This is a genomic window from Flavobacterium orientale (assembly GCF_014638005.1).
Lineage (GTDB): Bacteria > Bacteroidota > Bacteroidia > Flavobacteriales > Flavobacteriaceae > Flavobacterium > Flavobacterium orientale.
The window spans coordinates 141,407-155,780 of record NZ_BMFG01000003.1; the positions used below are offsets into that span (position 1 = coordinate 141,407).

A 14,374-nucleotide genomic window follows, 5' to 3' on the forward strand; every position below is an offset into this window, starting at 1 on the left:
AAAATGAAATCTTAGTAACTTTGCAAAGTCTCAGAATCTGAGAATCGAACAATCAAAAAGTCTAACAATCTAATAAAAAAAATATGTATCCAGAAGAAATGGTAAAACCCATGAGAGCCGAATTATCGGAAGTAGGTTTTCAAGAATTATATAGTGCAGAAGCGGTAGAAAATGCAATTTCACAAAAAGGAACAACGTTGGTAGTTGTGAATTCTGTTTGTGGATGTGCTGCCAGAAATGCAAGACCGGGAGCAAAAATGAGCTTAGACGGAGCTAAAAAACCAGACCAGTTAGTGACTGTTTTTGCCGGTGTTGACAAAGATGCCGTTGATGCAGCCAGACAACATATGTTTCCTTTTCCTCCATCGTCGCCAAGTATGGCTTTGTTTAAAGATGGTGAATTAGTTCATATGTTAGAACGTCATCACATTGAAGGTCGTCCTGCGGAAATGATTGCAGAGAATTTAAAAGATGCTTATAACGAGTTTTGTTAAGAAATTAGAAAACCACCTTCAGGGTGGTTTTTTTATGAATATATCTTTTAACTAGAACTCGGATATAAAAATCAATTCGCGATTCCTTATTTCATATTTAAAAATCGGAGGATCATACATAGTTCCAATTTTTTCTTTCTCGAATTTATCTTTATTTACGAAAAAGATGATTTTTGGATCAGTCTTTTCTTTTATTTCAAAAAAAGAATCCAAATCTCCGTATAAAAGTATAATTTCATCTTTTTTAAATAAGTACCCTTTTAACCCCTTTCTATCAAATTCCTTATCTAAAAATCTACGTTGTTCAATAGTTAACATTGACTTTGTAATCTCGAGAGCTTTTATCTTTTTTAATGTATCTAGATTATTTAACTTAACAACTATAAATTCATTTTCGTTAATAACTAATTTTTTATTTTCAATTAATTTTTCTATTTCCTTTACAATTAAACTATCTTTAATCTTGTGCGTTGACTTGAGATTTTTTATTTCATTAAAAGTGTATTCTTTTTGATTAATACAACTTGAAAATACAAAAACAATTAGTGTCAATAATCCTAAAATTTCTTTTTTCATTCTTCAATTTTATTACTTTTGAATTACAAACTTACGATTCTTATTGAAGCACAAATTCAATAATATATAAAAATTTGAAAGGGCTTTTTATTTGAGATTTCTAAATTAATAATACCTTTGCATCGAATTCTTCCATTTAGAATTCATCTTATTGTACTAACCCAAAACGTTTATAGCATGCAACTGTATAACACGATGAGGGCAGAAGAAAGAGCCGAGCTTATTGATCAAGCCGGCAAACAACGACTTACGTTGTCTTTTTATGCCTATGCCAAAATTGAAGACCCAAAAAAATTTAGAGATGATTTATTCTTAGCCTGGAATCCGTTGGATGTCTTGGGGAGAATTTATGTGGCTCACGAAGGAATTAACGCCCAACTTTCGTTGCCGGCGGATTATTTTTATCAATTCAAAGATACGCTAGAAGTATATGATTTCATGCGAGGTATCCGATTGAATATTGCTCGCGAACAAGACGATCATTCCTTTTTAAAATTGACCATAAAAGTGCGTCATAAAATTGTAGCTGATGGACTAGATGATTCCACTTTTGATGTAACGAACAAAGGAATTCACTTAAAAGCGAAGGAATTCAACCAACTTTTAGAAGACCCAAACACCATTGTAGTTGATTTTAGAAATCATTACGAAAGTGAAATTGGTCATTTTAAAGGAGCCATTACACCGGATGTTGATACGTTTAGAGAATCGCTTCCCATCATTGAAGAGCAATTGAAAGATTTTAAAGAAGATAAAAACCTTTTGATGTATTGCACAGGTGGAATTCGATGTGAAAAAGCCAGTGCGTTTTTTAAGCATAAAGGCTTTAAAAATGTCTATCAATTAGAAGGCGGAATTATTGAATATGCTCGTCAAATTGAACAAGAAGGTTTACAAAGTAAATTCATCGGTAAAAATTTTGTTTTCGATCATCGCTTGGGCGAAAGAATCACGAATGATATTGTTTCGCAATGTCATCAATGCGGAAAACCGTGTGATAATCATACCAATTGTGTGAATGATGGTTGTCATTTATTGTTCATTCAATGTGATGAATGTAAAGAAAAAATGGAAAATTGTTGTTCGGTAGAATGTCAGGAAATCACTCATTTGCCATTGGCAGAGCAAGTGAAATTACGACGCGGCATTCAAAAAGGAAATATGATTTTCAAAAAAGGAAAATCGGATGCCTTAAAATTCAAACATTCCGGTGAATTGAGCAATAAATCATTGGCTACAGCTGAAAAACCAAAACCGATTCGCGAACGCATCAAACAGAAAAAAGTATTGGTTGGAAAAGCAGAGCATTATTACACCAAAGCACAAGTAGGTTTATTTTTAATTGAAAACCAAGAACTAAAATTGGGTGATAAAATCCTAATTTCAGGTCCAACCACCGGAAATCAAGAGATGATTTTAGACAAAATTTTTGTCAACGGAAAAGAAAGTTCAGTGGCTAAAGTTGGTGATAAATTATCTTTTGCAGTTCCGTTTCGAATTCGATTGTCGGATAAATTGTTTAAAATTATCAGCTAACAATTTTTATAAATTACAACTTCAAAATGCCTATTTTACATCAATAAAATAGGCTTTACTTTTTTCGTTTTTTGAAATAAAAGCAGTTTAAACTTCTATCAAAAAAATACTATCTTTACACACTTAACGTTTAATGACTGTAGTCTTGTTTCAAAACGAGATGAACAATATATATAAATTATGGCTTGTACAAACTGTTCTACCGGGAGTAAAGATGGAGGAGCTCCCAAAGGATGTCAAAATAAAGGGACTTGCGGCACCGATAGCTGCAACAAATTAACTGTTTTTGATTGGCTTTCTAACATGAGTTTACCAAGTGGTCAAGAACCGTTTGATTGTGTTGAAGTGCGATTTAAAAACGGTCGGAAAGAGTTTCATCGGAACACCGAAAAACTCTCGTTAATCATTGGAGATGTTGTTGCAACAGAAGCATCGCCGGGTCATGACATTGGAATTGTGACTCTTACCGGAGAATTGGTTAAAATCCAAATGAAGAAAAAAGGAGTTAGTCACACCAGTCCGGAAATCACAAAAGTGTATAGAAAAGCTTCTCAAAAAGATATTGATATTTGGTCTGATGCTCGTGCAAAAGAAGAACCAATGAAAGTTACCGCTAGAGAAATTGCGATTAGACTTCAACTTCAAATGAAGATTTCAGATATTGAATTTCAAGGCGATGGCTCAAAAGCTACCTTTTATTATACGGCTGAAGACCGAGTAGATTTCCGTCAATTGATTAAGGAATATGCTCAAACATTCAAAACCAGAATTGAAATGAAGCAAGTTGGTTTTCGTCAAGAAGCGGCTCGATTGGGTGGAATTGGTTCTTGCGGAAGAGAGCTTTGTTGCTCGACTTGGTTAACTGATTTTAGAAGTGTAAACACCTCAGCTGCTCGTTACCAACAACTTTCTTTAAATCCTCAAAAATTAGCCGGACAATGTGGCAAACTCAAATGTTGCTTAAACTATGAGTTGGATACGTATATGGATGCGTTAAAAGATTTTCCTGATTTTGATACAAAAATTGAAACCGAACGAGGTGTTGCTTATTGTCAAAAACAAGATATTTTCAAAGGATTAATGTGGTTTGCCTACGCTGATAATATTGCCAACTGGCATGTAATTCATATTGATCAAGTAAAAGAAATTGTGGCTGAAAACAAACAACGAAGAAGAATTTCTTCTTTAGAAGATTTTGCATTAGAAATTATAGCAGAACCTAAACAAGATTTCAACAATGCTATGGGTCAGGAAAGTTTAACTCGTTTTGATCAACCAAAGAAAAAGAAAAGCAGAAACAACAACAAAAGAAGAAAGCCAAATTCAAATGAACCTAAAAAGTAGTTTTGTTTTAATTTTACTGGTTATTCTGGTGGTATCTTGTGACAAAAAACGAGTTTTTGATCGCTATGATTCCGTTGGAAAAACTTGGCATAAAGACAGCATCGTTACATTTTCTTTTGAACAAAAAGACACGGTAGCATTACATAATCTTTTTTTAAATTTAAGAAATAATAAAAACTATCCGTATAGTAATTTATTTTTAATTGTTGAATTGGAAGACCCAAATCAAAAAACTATAGTGGATACTTTAGAATATATAATGGCAAATCCTGACGGAACGTTGTTAGGCTCCGGTTTTTCTGATACAAAAGAAAACAAACTGTATTACAAAGAAAAGTACCAGTTCAAAAAACCAGGAAACTATACTGTTAGAATACAACACGCTGTTAGAAACTCCGGAAAAATAAGTGGCGTAGAAACCTTGGAAGGAATATTGGATGTTGGCTTTAGAATTGAATTAACTGAATAATTATGGCTCAAAAAAAGAATTTAGGAACGTCTGATTTTTCAAAATACACCAAAAAGTTTTGGAAAATTTTTGCTTTCGGACTAGGTGGAATTTTTCTCTTTTTCTTCTTAGCATCTTTGGGTGTTTTTGGTTCGATGCCATCATTTGATGAATTAGAAAATCCGGATTCCAATCTAGCTACCGAAGTAATTTCATCAGATGGAGTTACCATAGGTAAATTTTATCGCGAAAACCGTACGCCAATTTCCTATGAAGATTTACCTCAACATTTGGTTGATGCGTTAATTGCCACTGAAGATGAACGTTTTTACAGCCATTCCGGAATCGATGCGAGAGGCACCATGAGAGCCGTTTTTAAACTGGGTTCAAGTGGTGGAGCGAGTACAATTAGCCAACAATTAGCCAAACTTTTATTTCACGGTGAAGGATCAAAGTTCATACTTTTTAGAATTATTCAAAAAATGAAAGAATGGATTATTGCCACAAAACTAGAGCGTCAATATACAAAAAATGAAATCATTACGATGTATTTAAATCGTGCCGATTTTGTTAATACAGCCGTTGGAATTCGTTCAGCAGCTAAGGTATATTTTGGAAAAGAACCTCGTGATTTAACAATTGAAGAAGGTGCACTTTTGGTTGGAATGCTAAAAAATCCTTCGCTCTATAATCCTACAAGAGAAAAAAGGAAAGAACTGGTTTTTAATAGAAGAAATACTGTTTTGGGTCAGATGGTGAAAAATGGTTATTTAGAAAAAGAAGCCAAAGAACAATTAGAAAAACTACCAATTAAATTAGATTTTAATCCTGAAAGTCATAAAGAAGGAATTGCTACTTATTTTAGAGAATACCTTAGAGACTACATGAGAAAATGGATAAAAGAAAATAAAAAACCCGATGGCACCGATTATAATATCTATAGTGATGGTTTAAAAATTTATACTACTATCGATTCACGTATGCAAAAACATGCGGAAGAAGCGGTCGATGAGCACATTAAAAACCTGCAAGTTGAGTTTTTTAAATCCCAAAAAAACAATAAAAACGCTCCTTTTTATAAAATAAATCAAGAAGAGACCGATAAACTAATGTTGCGAGCGATGAAAAATTCGGAACGTTGGCGATTGATGAAACTTCAAGATATCAGCGAAGAAGAAATATTGAAATCGTTTGATATAAAAACTGAAATGACTGTTTTTACTTGGAAAGGGGAACGTGATACCATAATGACTCCACGAGATTCTATTCGTTATTACAAGCACTTTTTAAGAAGTGGAATGATTTCAATGGAACCTCAAACCGGACATGTTAAGGCGTGGGTTGGCGGAATCAATTACAAACATTTTCAATACGACCATGCGGGTCAAGGAGCTCGTCAAGTAGGTTCAACCTTCAAACCGTTTGTTTATGCAACAGCTATTGAACAATTAAACATGTCACCTTGTGATTCAATAATTGATTCGCCTTTTACAATTCCAAGAGGAAGACATGGCGTTAGTGCAGATTGGACACCAAGAAACTCTGACCACAAGTATCGTGGTATGATTAATTTGAAAAGAGCTTTGGCTAATTCGATAAATACAATTTCCGCCAAGCTAATTGATAGAACCGGCCCAAGAGCAGTAATAGACTTAACTCAAAGACTTGGTGTAACAACCGATATTCCACCACAAGTTTCCATTTGTTTGGGTGCTGTAGAAATTACAGTTCACGACATGGTGGCCGCTTTCAGTACATTTGCAAACAACGGAATTTATATAAAACCACAAATCATTTCTAGAATTGAAGACAAAAACGGAAACGTTATTTTTCAAACGGTTCCGGAATCCAGAGATGTTTTAAATCAAGATATTGCTTATGCTGTGGTAAAACTTTTAGAAGGTGTAACGGAAGACGGAACCGGAACCCGTTTAAGAGGAGGAAGAGCCGGGTTTAGATCTTATGATTACAAGTTTGATAATCCTATCGCAGGAAAAACAGGAACAACTCAAAACAACTCTGACGGATGGTTCATGGGATTTGTGCCTAATTTATGCACTGGAGTTTGGGTAGGTTGCGAGGATCGATCCGCACGTTTTAACACCACTGCAATGGGTCAAGGTGCAACAATGGCTTTGCCTATTTGGGGAATTTATATGGATAAATGCTATAAAGACCCGAAGCTTTCTGTTTCTAAAGAACCTTTTGAGCGTCCAAAAGATTTAACCGTTAAGGTAGATTGTTGGAAAGCATCAAAAGACACCTTAGATTTTGACCAGGACGTCAATGAATTTAATTTTTAAAATAGATATCAAAACAGTAGAAAACGGACTTTGCAAAAAGCCCGTTTTTTTATACCTTTAGAATCCAAAAAAACAAACATATGATTACACGAAAAGTAAATTCTGTAGAAGAAGCCCTTCAAGGAATTACCAATAATATGACCATTATGCTTGGTGGTTTCGGGCTATGTGGCATTCCCGAAAACAGTATTGCACACTTAGTTAAATTGGGTGTTTCCAACCTAACTTGCATTTCAAACAATGCAGGTGTTGATGATTTTGGTTTGGGACTCTTACTACAAAAAAAACAAATCAAGAAAATGATTTCTTCTTATGTAGGAGAAAATGCTGAATTTGAACGTCAGATGCTTTCCGGAGAATTGGATGTGGAACTAACGCCTCAAGGAACTTTAGCCGAAAAATGCAGAGCTGCTCAACACGGAATTCCGGCATTTTTTACTCCTGCAGGATTTGGAACTGAAGTAGCCGAAGGCAAAGAAACCAGAGAGTTTAATGGAAAAATGTATGTCATGGAAAAAGCTTTCAACGCAGATTTTGCCATTGTAAAAGCCTGGAAAGGCGATGAAGCCGGAAATTTAATTTTCAAAGGAACAGCACGAAATTTCAATGCATGTATGGCGGGTGCTGCAAAAATAACAATTGCCGAGGTGGAAGAATTAGTTCCAGCCGGAACATTAGACCCAAATCAAATTCATATTCCCGGAATTATGGTGAACCGAATTTTTCAAGGAAATAAATTTGAAAAAAGAATTGAACAAAGAACTGTTAGACAAAGATAATGTGGCAATGGGACAATTTGCCAATTAGACAATTAATTGACACTTTCCCAAATTGACACATCGACACATTAACTCATTGACACATTAAAACATGGCTTTAGATAAAAACCAAATTGCAAAACGCATTGCAAAAGAAGTAAAAGACGGTTACTACGTAAATTTAGGAATTGGCATTCCGACATTAGTAGCTAATTTTGTTCGAAACGATATTTCTGTTGAATTTCAAAGTGAAAACGGCGTACTAGGCATGGGTCCGTTTCCGTTTGAAGGCGAAGAAGATGCCGATATTATAAATGCCGGAAAACAAACCATTACAACGCTTCCTGGAGCCTCTTTTTTTGATTCTGCTTTCAGTTTCGGAATGATTCGCAGTCAAAAAGTAGATTTAACTATTTTAGGAGCCATGGAAGTTTCTGAAAACGGTGATATTGCCAACTGGAAAATTCCCGGAAAAATGGTAAAAGGAATGGGAGGAGCTATGGATTTAGTTGCTTCTGCCGAAAATATCATTGTAGCCATGATGCATGTAAACAAAGCCGGAGAATCTAAAGTTTTGAAAAAATGCACGCTCCCGCTAACCGGAGTAGGTTGCGTTAAAAAAGTGGTAACGGAATTAGCTGTTTTAGAAGTAACACCAAAAGGATTTAAACTTTTAGAACGAGCTCCAGGCGTTAGTGTTGAAGAAATTAAAAAGGCAACCGAAGGAACACTTATTATTGAAGGAGACATTCCTGAAATGATTTTAGATTAATAAAAAAACCACGCGATTTGCGTGGTTTTTTGTTCATATAGTTGTTATGTATTAAAATCCGTAATTGATACCAACTCCAAGAACTTGTCTTGTTTGAAGGCCTCTGAATGCGTTGTCATCATAAATGGTTTGAAATGACAAGTTGGTTGACAAAAATTTGTTAATGGTCATCACGATGTTTAATTGATAATCAACATCAACATTTTGTGGATCTTCCAAATAGTTTGAATACAAACTCAAAATGTTTTCTGCTGAAACATTGTCAAATAATTTGAATTTATAATATCCTGCGGCATAAAATCCTAATTCATATCGCATGCTTTTACCTTCATCAACTCCAAAATAAGCAGCTTCAGGCAACGTAAAATCTTTATTTACAAAAGTGATTTTTGATGAAAGTGGAGCTAAGTTAAATTTAAAATCATCACTTTTTTTCCACATCATACCCGGACCAAAAGTTAAATAGGCCGGAGAAAACAAATTAGTATATTCATCTCTAATTTCTTTACCGTTTTCATCTGTTCCGTAAATAAAACCTTTTGTAAATTGTGTTCTAAAATTTAAGAAAGCAGAATAATACCAATATCCACCGGCTTTTTTTCCTGCTAGTGAATTAAACTCAAAACGATCGTCTGTCTTTTTTTCAAACTCAGAATTTTTAGTTTTAACCAATCCATAAGATGCAATAATCTTATTGTCCCAAGACCAATCATCACTTTTGTAGTTGAAATCATAGTTCAATCCCAAATTTCCAGAAATGTTGTTTTCACCTCCGGCTACCCAATTTTCAAATGTTGATTGATTAAACAAAAAAGAAATATTTCCCTTTTTAACCCATCCTTTTGTCCTAGTCGTATCGTTAACCGCTTTTACAACTTCTTCAACACTTTTTACCACTTCTTGTTGAGCTGCAACTTGTAGCCCAAAAATCAAACAAAGTGCAATTACTATTTTTTTCATCCTTTTAGTTTTAATATTTTGCAGGACAAAGTTAGCAATTGTTCTAAAATTAACAATTTTAATGTGAGAAAGTCTTTAGGTTTTGGTGATTATTTTGAAGTTTTATACAAAGGAACAGCCGAACAAGCTTCACCAAACATAACACTCTTGGCTACTTTTTGAAGTTTTTGAATTGCAAAAACGTATGCTGTTTCCGGCACCGGTTTTTTGGAACATCCCTTTAGAATTACTGGTTTGTTTTGATAAATAGAATAATCCATTTGATTGAGGATTTCACTATATAACAAAGTGTCGATTTCCTCTTTCTTACCTAAAATAATTTTTTGAGCAAACGGCTGAAGATGAACTGTTACTAAGATAGTCGCCCAAGCAGGTAAAATAGCATCCGTAGAACAATGAATAGCTACAAAATGATTTTGATATTGAGACCAATCGTGATTTTTTAACGCTTCTCGGAAGTTTTTTTCTTTTAATAAAAATCCTTCTTCGAGCCATTGAGCAATATCGATTTGTGTTCGAACTCCGGTGGGATAATAATCTTCCAAGTCGAAAATTTCGAGGGTTGAGTTGGCTACTTTGTTGATGATTTCGTTCATTTCTGTTGGCGGTTGTCCGTTGGCGGTTAGCGGTTGTCTGATAACAGATAACAGACAACCGCCAACTGCTTTATAACATACCTAATTCTAATTTTGCTTCTTCGCTCATTAAATCCTTCGACCAAGGTGGGTCGAACGTAATTTCAACTTCACAAGACTTAACGGCATCCAGCGATTTTATTTTTTCTTCAACTTCTCTGGGTAATGTTTCAGCAACGGGACAATTAGGGGAGGTTAAAGTCATTAAAACTTTAACGTCATTATCTTCGTTGATCATTACGTCGTAGATTAATCCTAGTTCATAAATATCGACTGGGATTTCAGGATCGTAAATTGCTTTTAGCACTTTTACTACATCTTCTCCTAGGTTTATTTCGTCTTTAAATTCTTCCATTTTTTTACTTCTAAGTTTTTTTGCCACTAAGACATAAAGTTAAACAAGTCTTTATTCTTTTTAATTCTTCGCTTCAAAAGCTAAAGCATACATTTTTATCTGTTTTATCATTGAAACCAATCCGTTTGCTCTGGTAGGAGATAAATGTTCTTTCAAACCAATTTCATCAATAAAATCAGTAGTTGCATTCAAAATAGCTGCCGGTTTTTGGTTAGAGAAAACTCGGATTAATACCGCAATAATTCCTTTGGTTAAAATGGCATCACTATCGGCAGTGAAAATAATTTTTCCGTCCTTTTCCTCACCATGTACCCAAACTTTTGATTGGCATCCCTTAATAATATTTTCTTCTGTTTTGAATTTTTCATCAATAATAGGAAGTGATTTTCCTAACTCAATAATATATTCATATCGTTGCATCCAATCATCAAACATGGAAAATTCATCAACTATTTCATGTTGTATTTCTTCAATGGTCATTATCTTTCAATTTTAGCTATTGAAATAATTTTGTTTACTAAGTCTTTTATTTCTTTTGGTGGATTTCCGTGATCAAAACTTTCTGATTCATACAATTTACCTTCATAAATTACTCTCAAATTTGCTATTGCTGCTGCATCAACAAATCGATTTTCTGATGGGACTTTAAATTTTGATAAATCTTCCGGTTTTATTTTTAAGAACAAATCTGAAAGTTCATTCCAATCAGAACTTGATATTTTTCTCAATTCCGGTTTACCATCGCGTTCTTTAACTACAACTAGTTCTTTGTCTTTTGCTAATATATTTAAATAAAACCCGCGAGACATCGCTTGGTATTCAATACTTGTGTTTTTCATTTCTTCTTTTTGTTGCTGGCTACATCCTTTTGCAATAAAAAGAGATAGAAATATAAATGTAATTGTCTTCATGTTTTTGCTTTTATAATAGCATCATTTTTGCTTTTTTTACTGCTTGAACCAAGGCATCAATTTCTTCTTTTGTGTTATAAAACGCAAACGAAGCTCTCAACGTTCCGGGGATTTTGTAAAAATCCATAATCGGCTGAGCACAATGATGTCCGGTGCGAACCGCTATTCCTAGCTTGTCAATTATCGTACCAACGTCATACGGATGAATGCCATCAATATTAAACGAAATTACGGAAGTTTTTTGATTGGATGTGCCATAAATTTTTAATCCTTCAATTTCTAACAATCTGTTGGTTCCGTATTCTAACAATTCGTTTTCATAAGCTGCAATGTTATCAAAACCAATTTCGTTGAGATAATCAATGGCGGTTCCGAGCACAATACCTCCTGCAATATTGGGTGTTCCGGCTTCAAATTTATGAGGTAATTCCGCATAGGTTGTTTTTTCAAAAGAAACGGTGGCAATCATTTCGCCTCCGCCTTGATAGGGTGGCAATTTGTTTAACCAGTCTTCTTTTCCATATAAAATTCCTGTTCCTGTTGGTCCGCAGATTTTGTGTCCTGAAAACACATAAAAATCACAATCCAAATCTTGAACGTCCGGTTTTAAATGCGGCGTTGCTTGTGCTCCGTCAATTAAAACGGCCGCACCAACTTTGTGAGCTTTTTCAATCATCCATTTAATTGGATTGATAGTACCTAACGCATTTGAAATATGATTTACGGTTACAATTTTGGTTTTATCTGATAGTAATCGTTCGTATTCAGATTGAATTAATTCGCCGTTCTCATTCATTGGAATTACTACCAATTTCGCCCCCGTTTTTTCGCATAACATTTGCCACGGAACGATGTTGCTGTGGTGTTCTAAGGCAGAAACCATTACCTCATCGTCTAGTTTAAGAAAACTTGCAAAACCATTTGCAACCAAATTAATTCCGTGTGTAGTTCCGGAAATAAAAAGTACTTCGTGACTAAATTTTGCGTTGATGTGCTGTTGAATTTTCAAACGCGAAGCTTCATATGCATCGGTTGCCAACTGACTCAAAGTGTGGACACCACGATGAATGTTGGCATTAATTTCTTTATAATAATTCGCTTCCGCTTCAATTACTTGAGTCGGCTTTTGCGAAGTAGCGGCATTATCGAAATAAACGAGTGGTTTTCCATTTACTTTTTGGTAAAATATAGGAAAATCGTTTCTGATTTTTTGGATATCTAACATTTCTTTATTTAGAAAAATTCTAAATACAAAAGTAGTAAAAATGATTGCTTATTTGCCACCAATTCACGAATTTTTATGAATTGTGATAGTCTTAATTATCAAAACCATTTCTCTTTTCTTTTGTATATTTTTATAAATTGCAAGAAATAATTTTAAAATGAAAAAGTTTCTCAAGTATTTCGGTTTACTCCTTTTGGTAGTACTACTCTTTGTTGGTTTTACCACCTATCCAAAGTTGGACATTCTCTCAGGTTTTGCGGCTAAAAGCGTGGCTTCCGGAATTTTTATTGATAACCGCCCTTTAGAAGCGATTCAACAAGGTGATAATGATATTGATTTGGTTCGATTGGCTAAAATTGAAACGAATAAAGACTCGAAATTTGCTACAGCTTCTGTTTATGGGCTAAAAAAACGTAAAGCTATTTACCGCGAAGGTTTAGGTGCCACCTTGGTAACTGATGATTTTGATGAAACAAAACCGTATTTGATTCCGAATCGAACAAAAATCGAAACGAATTTACCTTTTCCGTATGGAAATCTTGAACAAAAAGATACACTTTTTCCTGAAGTGAATTATGAAAAATTAAATCAAGAGGTTGCGAATGCATTTGATAAAAAAGGTGAAAAAATAAAGCGAACACGAGCACTTTTAGTGATTTATAAAGATAAAATCATCGCTGAAAAATACGAAGATGGTTTTTCTAAAAACACTAAATTTTTAGGTTGGTCGATGACAAAAAGTATCACGGCTACTTATTTTGGAATTTTGCAACAACAAGGCAAAATCGACATTCATAAACCGGCTCCGGTGAAAGAATGGGCGAATGATGAACGATCAAAAATCACGTTACATAATTTAATTCAAATGAATTCCGGTTTAGAATGGGAAGAAGATTATGGAAAGATATCGGATGTCACGAAAATGTTGTTTTTAGAAGATGATATGCCAAAGGTGCAATTGGAAAAACCGGCCGCTTTTGCACCGAATACACATTGGAATTATTCTTCAGGAACCACAAATTTGCTGTCAGGAATTTTACGAAGACAATTTCAAAATCATCAAGATTATTTAGATTTTTGGTATTCGTCTTTAATTGATAAAATCGGAATGCATTCGATGTTGATTGAACCTGATATGGCCGGAAATTTCGTGGGCTCATCGTATGGATGGGCAACGGCTCGGGATTGGGCGAAATTTGGCTTACTTTATTTAAACGAAGGCAATTGGAATAGCGAGCAGATTTTTGATAAAAGTTGGGCGAAGTATGTGGCGACTCCTACCCCAACTTCCAACGGAGAATATGGCGGTCATTTTTGGTTAAACGCCGGTGGGAAATATCCTGATGTGCCAAAAGATATGTATTTCTGTGGCGGATTTCAAGGTCAGAAAGTGATTATTATTCCGAGTAAAGAAATGGTGATTATTCGTTTTGGATTGACGGAAGATGAGGATTTTGATTTTAACAGGATGATGAAGGGGGTTATTGAAAGTGTAAAATAGTAAAATGAAGAATCGAAATCTAATTTTAGCATCATTTTTACTGATAATAACTATAATTTCTTTGGTTTTAGGACTGCTCTATCAATGGAATTTTGAAATGAGATTTTACATTGGGTTGATTCTATTGGGTCTCACTTTTTTTGCCTACTTAAAAATGAAAGGAATTGCGAATTATGTGTTTGGCTTTGTATTATTGCTTGGTTTATTTGATTTAATTCATTTCGTTCCTTTCTCAATTGGTATTAATTTTTCCATTTTTAAAATTCATTTAATTCCTTTTATCTTTTTATTGATTTTTTATCTTTTGAACAGACAAAATATAAATGAGAAAATTAGAAATTTCAACGAACCTTCAGCTTCTGAGGAATTGAGCCATAAAAACAGCCAAATTGAGTTTTTTAAAATTAAATTTCAAAACCTTTCTGAAACCGAAATTGATCAAAAATTAAAGGAAGATTTGGTTCCTGAAGCTATGGAAGCTTTAAAAATCTTAAAGAACAATTTAACCGCAAAGAACACAAAGTAAAAATCGAAAAGGACGGAAAGTTTGAATAAA

16 protein-coding genes are annotated in these 14,374 nt (G+C 34.2%); 9 read left to right on the forward strand and 7 right to left on the reverse strand.

Translation table 11 applies throughout. The annotated features are described in order from the left end of the window. The first annotated feature begins 83 nt into the window (after window positions 1-83). Complete coding sequence (locus IEV15_RS05270) at window positions 84-494, forward strand: BrxA/BrxB family bacilliredoxin (RefSeq protein ID WP_188361462.1); 411 nt, start codon at window positions 84-86, stop codon at window positions 492-494. A 51-nt stretch (window positions 495-545) separates the two neighbouring features. Here IEV15_RS05270 and IEV15_RS05275 read toward each other — a convergent pair whose 3' ends face one another. Continuing rightward, entirely contained in the window at window positions 546-1,070 is a 525-nt protein-coding gene (locus IEV15_RS05275) for a hypothetical protein (protein ID WP_188361463.1), read from the reverse strand. A 177-nt stretch (window positions 1,071-1,247) separates the two neighbouring features. Here IEV15_RS05275 and trhO point away from each other — a divergent pair, with 177 nt between their 5' ends. The 6 genes from trhO (at window position 1,248) to IEV15_RS05305 (ending at window position 8,231) form a co-directional block, all read left to right on the forward strand. Further along, entirely contained in the window at window positions 1,248-2,606 is a 1,359-nt protein-coding gene (gene trhO / locus IEV15_RS05280) for an oxygen-dependent tRNA uridine(34) hydroxylase TrhO (RefSeq protein ID WP_188361464.1), read from the forward strand. Between the two features lie 180 nt (window positions 2,607-2,786). Next, a complete protein-coding gene (locus IEV15_RS05285; RefSeq protein WP_188361465.1) occupies window positions 2,787-3,950 on the forward strand; it encodes a PSP1 domain-containing protein in 1,164 nt (387 codons plus the stop codon). Continuing rightward, window positions 3,934-4,419: a gliding motility lipoprotein GldH gene (locus tag IEV15_RS05290; protein ID WP_188361466.1), complete on the forward strand. Its 486-nt coding sequence runs from the start codon at window positions 3,934-3,936 to the stop codon at window positions 4,417-4,419. Before IEV15_RS05285 ends, IEV15_RS05290 begins: the two co-directional genes overlap by 17 nt. A 2-nt stretch (window positions 4,420-4,421) precedes the next feature. Further along, window positions 4,422-6,701 carry a penicillin-binding protein 1A gene (locus tag IEV15_RS05295; RefSeq protein ID WP_188361467.1) on the forward strand — a complete coding sequence of 760 codons (2,280 nt, stop codon included), beginning with the start codon at window positions 4,422-4,424 and terminating at the stop codon, window positions 6,699-6,701. 80 nt (window positions 6,702-6,781) lie between these two features. Then, complete coding sequence (locus IEV15_RS05300; protein WP_188361468.1) at window positions 6,782-7,480, forward strand: CoA transferase subunit A; 699 nt, start codon at window positions 6,782-6,784, stop codon at window positions 7,478-7,480. Window positions 7,481-7,571: 91 nt separating this feature from the next. Next, window positions 7,572-8,231 carry a CoA transferase subunit B gene (locus tag IEV15_RS05305; protein WP_188361469.1) on the forward strand — a complete coding sequence of 220 codons (660 nt, stop codon included), beginning with the start codon at window positions 7,572-7,574 and terminating at the stop codon, window positions 8,229-8,231. 51 nt (window positions 8,232-8,282) lie between these two features. Here IEV15_RS05305 and IEV15_RS05310 read toward each other — a convergent pair whose 3' ends face one another. The 6 genes from IEV15_RS05310 to IEV15_RS05335 all read right to left on the reverse strand — a co-directional run bounded on the left by IEV15_RS05310 (window position 8,283) and on the right by IEV15_RS05335 (window position 12,317). Further along, complete coding sequence (locus IEV15_RS05310; protein ID WP_188361470.1) at window positions 8,283-9,191, reverse strand: DUF3078 domain-containing protein; 909 nt, start codon at window positions 9,189-9,191, stop codon at window positions 8,283-8,285. An 89-nt stretch (window positions 9,192-9,280) separates the two neighbouring features. After that, window positions 9,281-9,787 carry a DUF2480 family protein gene (locus IEV15_RS05315; protein WP_188361471.1) on the reverse strand — a complete coding sequence of 169 codons (507 nt, stop codon included), beginning with the start codon at window positions 9,785-9,787 and terminating at the stop codon, window positions 9,281-9,283. Between the two features lie 70 nt (window positions 9,788-9,857). Continuing rightward, window positions 9,858-10,181 carry an SUF system Fe-S cluster assembly protein gene (locus IEV15_RS05320; protein ID WP_188361632.1) on the reverse strand — a complete coding sequence of 108 codons (324 nt, stop codon included), beginning with the start codon at window positions 10,179-10,181 and terminating at the stop codon, window positions 9,858-9,860. A 60-nt stretch (window positions 10,182-10,241) separates the two neighbouring features. Beyond that, the gene (locus IEV15_RS05325; RefSeq protein WP_188361472.1) at window positions 10,242-10,661 is read right to left on the reverse strand and encodes a SufE family protein; all 420 of its coding nucleotides are present in this window, start codon (window positions 10,659-10,661) and stop codon (window positions 10,242-10,244) included. After that, window positions 10,661-11,092, reverse strand: a complete 432-nt coding sequence (locus IEV15_RS05330; protein ID WP_188361473.1) for a hypothetical protein — start codon at window positions 11,090-11,092, stop codon at window positions 10,661-10,663. Before IEV15_RS05330 ends, IEV15_RS05325 begins: the two co-directional genes overlap by 1 nt. 10 nt (window positions 11,093-11,102) lie before the next feature. Beyond that, window positions 11,103-12,317 carry an aminotransferase class V-fold PLP-dependent enzyme gene (locus IEV15_RS05335; protein ID WP_188361474.1) on the reverse strand — a complete coding sequence of 405 codons (1,215 nt, stop codon included), beginning with the start codon at window positions 12,315-12,317 and terminating at the stop codon, window positions 11,103-11,105. Window positions 12,318-12,474: 157 nt separating this feature from the next. On the opposite strand from IEV15_RS05335, the gene IEV15_RS05340 reads away from it, so the two are divergent. Next, entirely contained in the window at window positions 12,475-13,818 is a 1,344-nt protein-coding gene (locus IEV15_RS05340; protein ID WP_188361475.1) for a serine hydrolase domain-containing protein, read from the forward strand. Between the two features lie 154 nt (window positions 13,819-13,972). After that, a complete protein-coding gene (locus tag IEV15_RS05345; RefSeq protein WP_188361476.1) occupies window positions 13,973-14,344 on the forward strand; it encodes a hypothetical protein in 372 nt (123 codons plus the stop codon). Window positions 14,345-14,374: the final 30 nt, after the last annotated feature.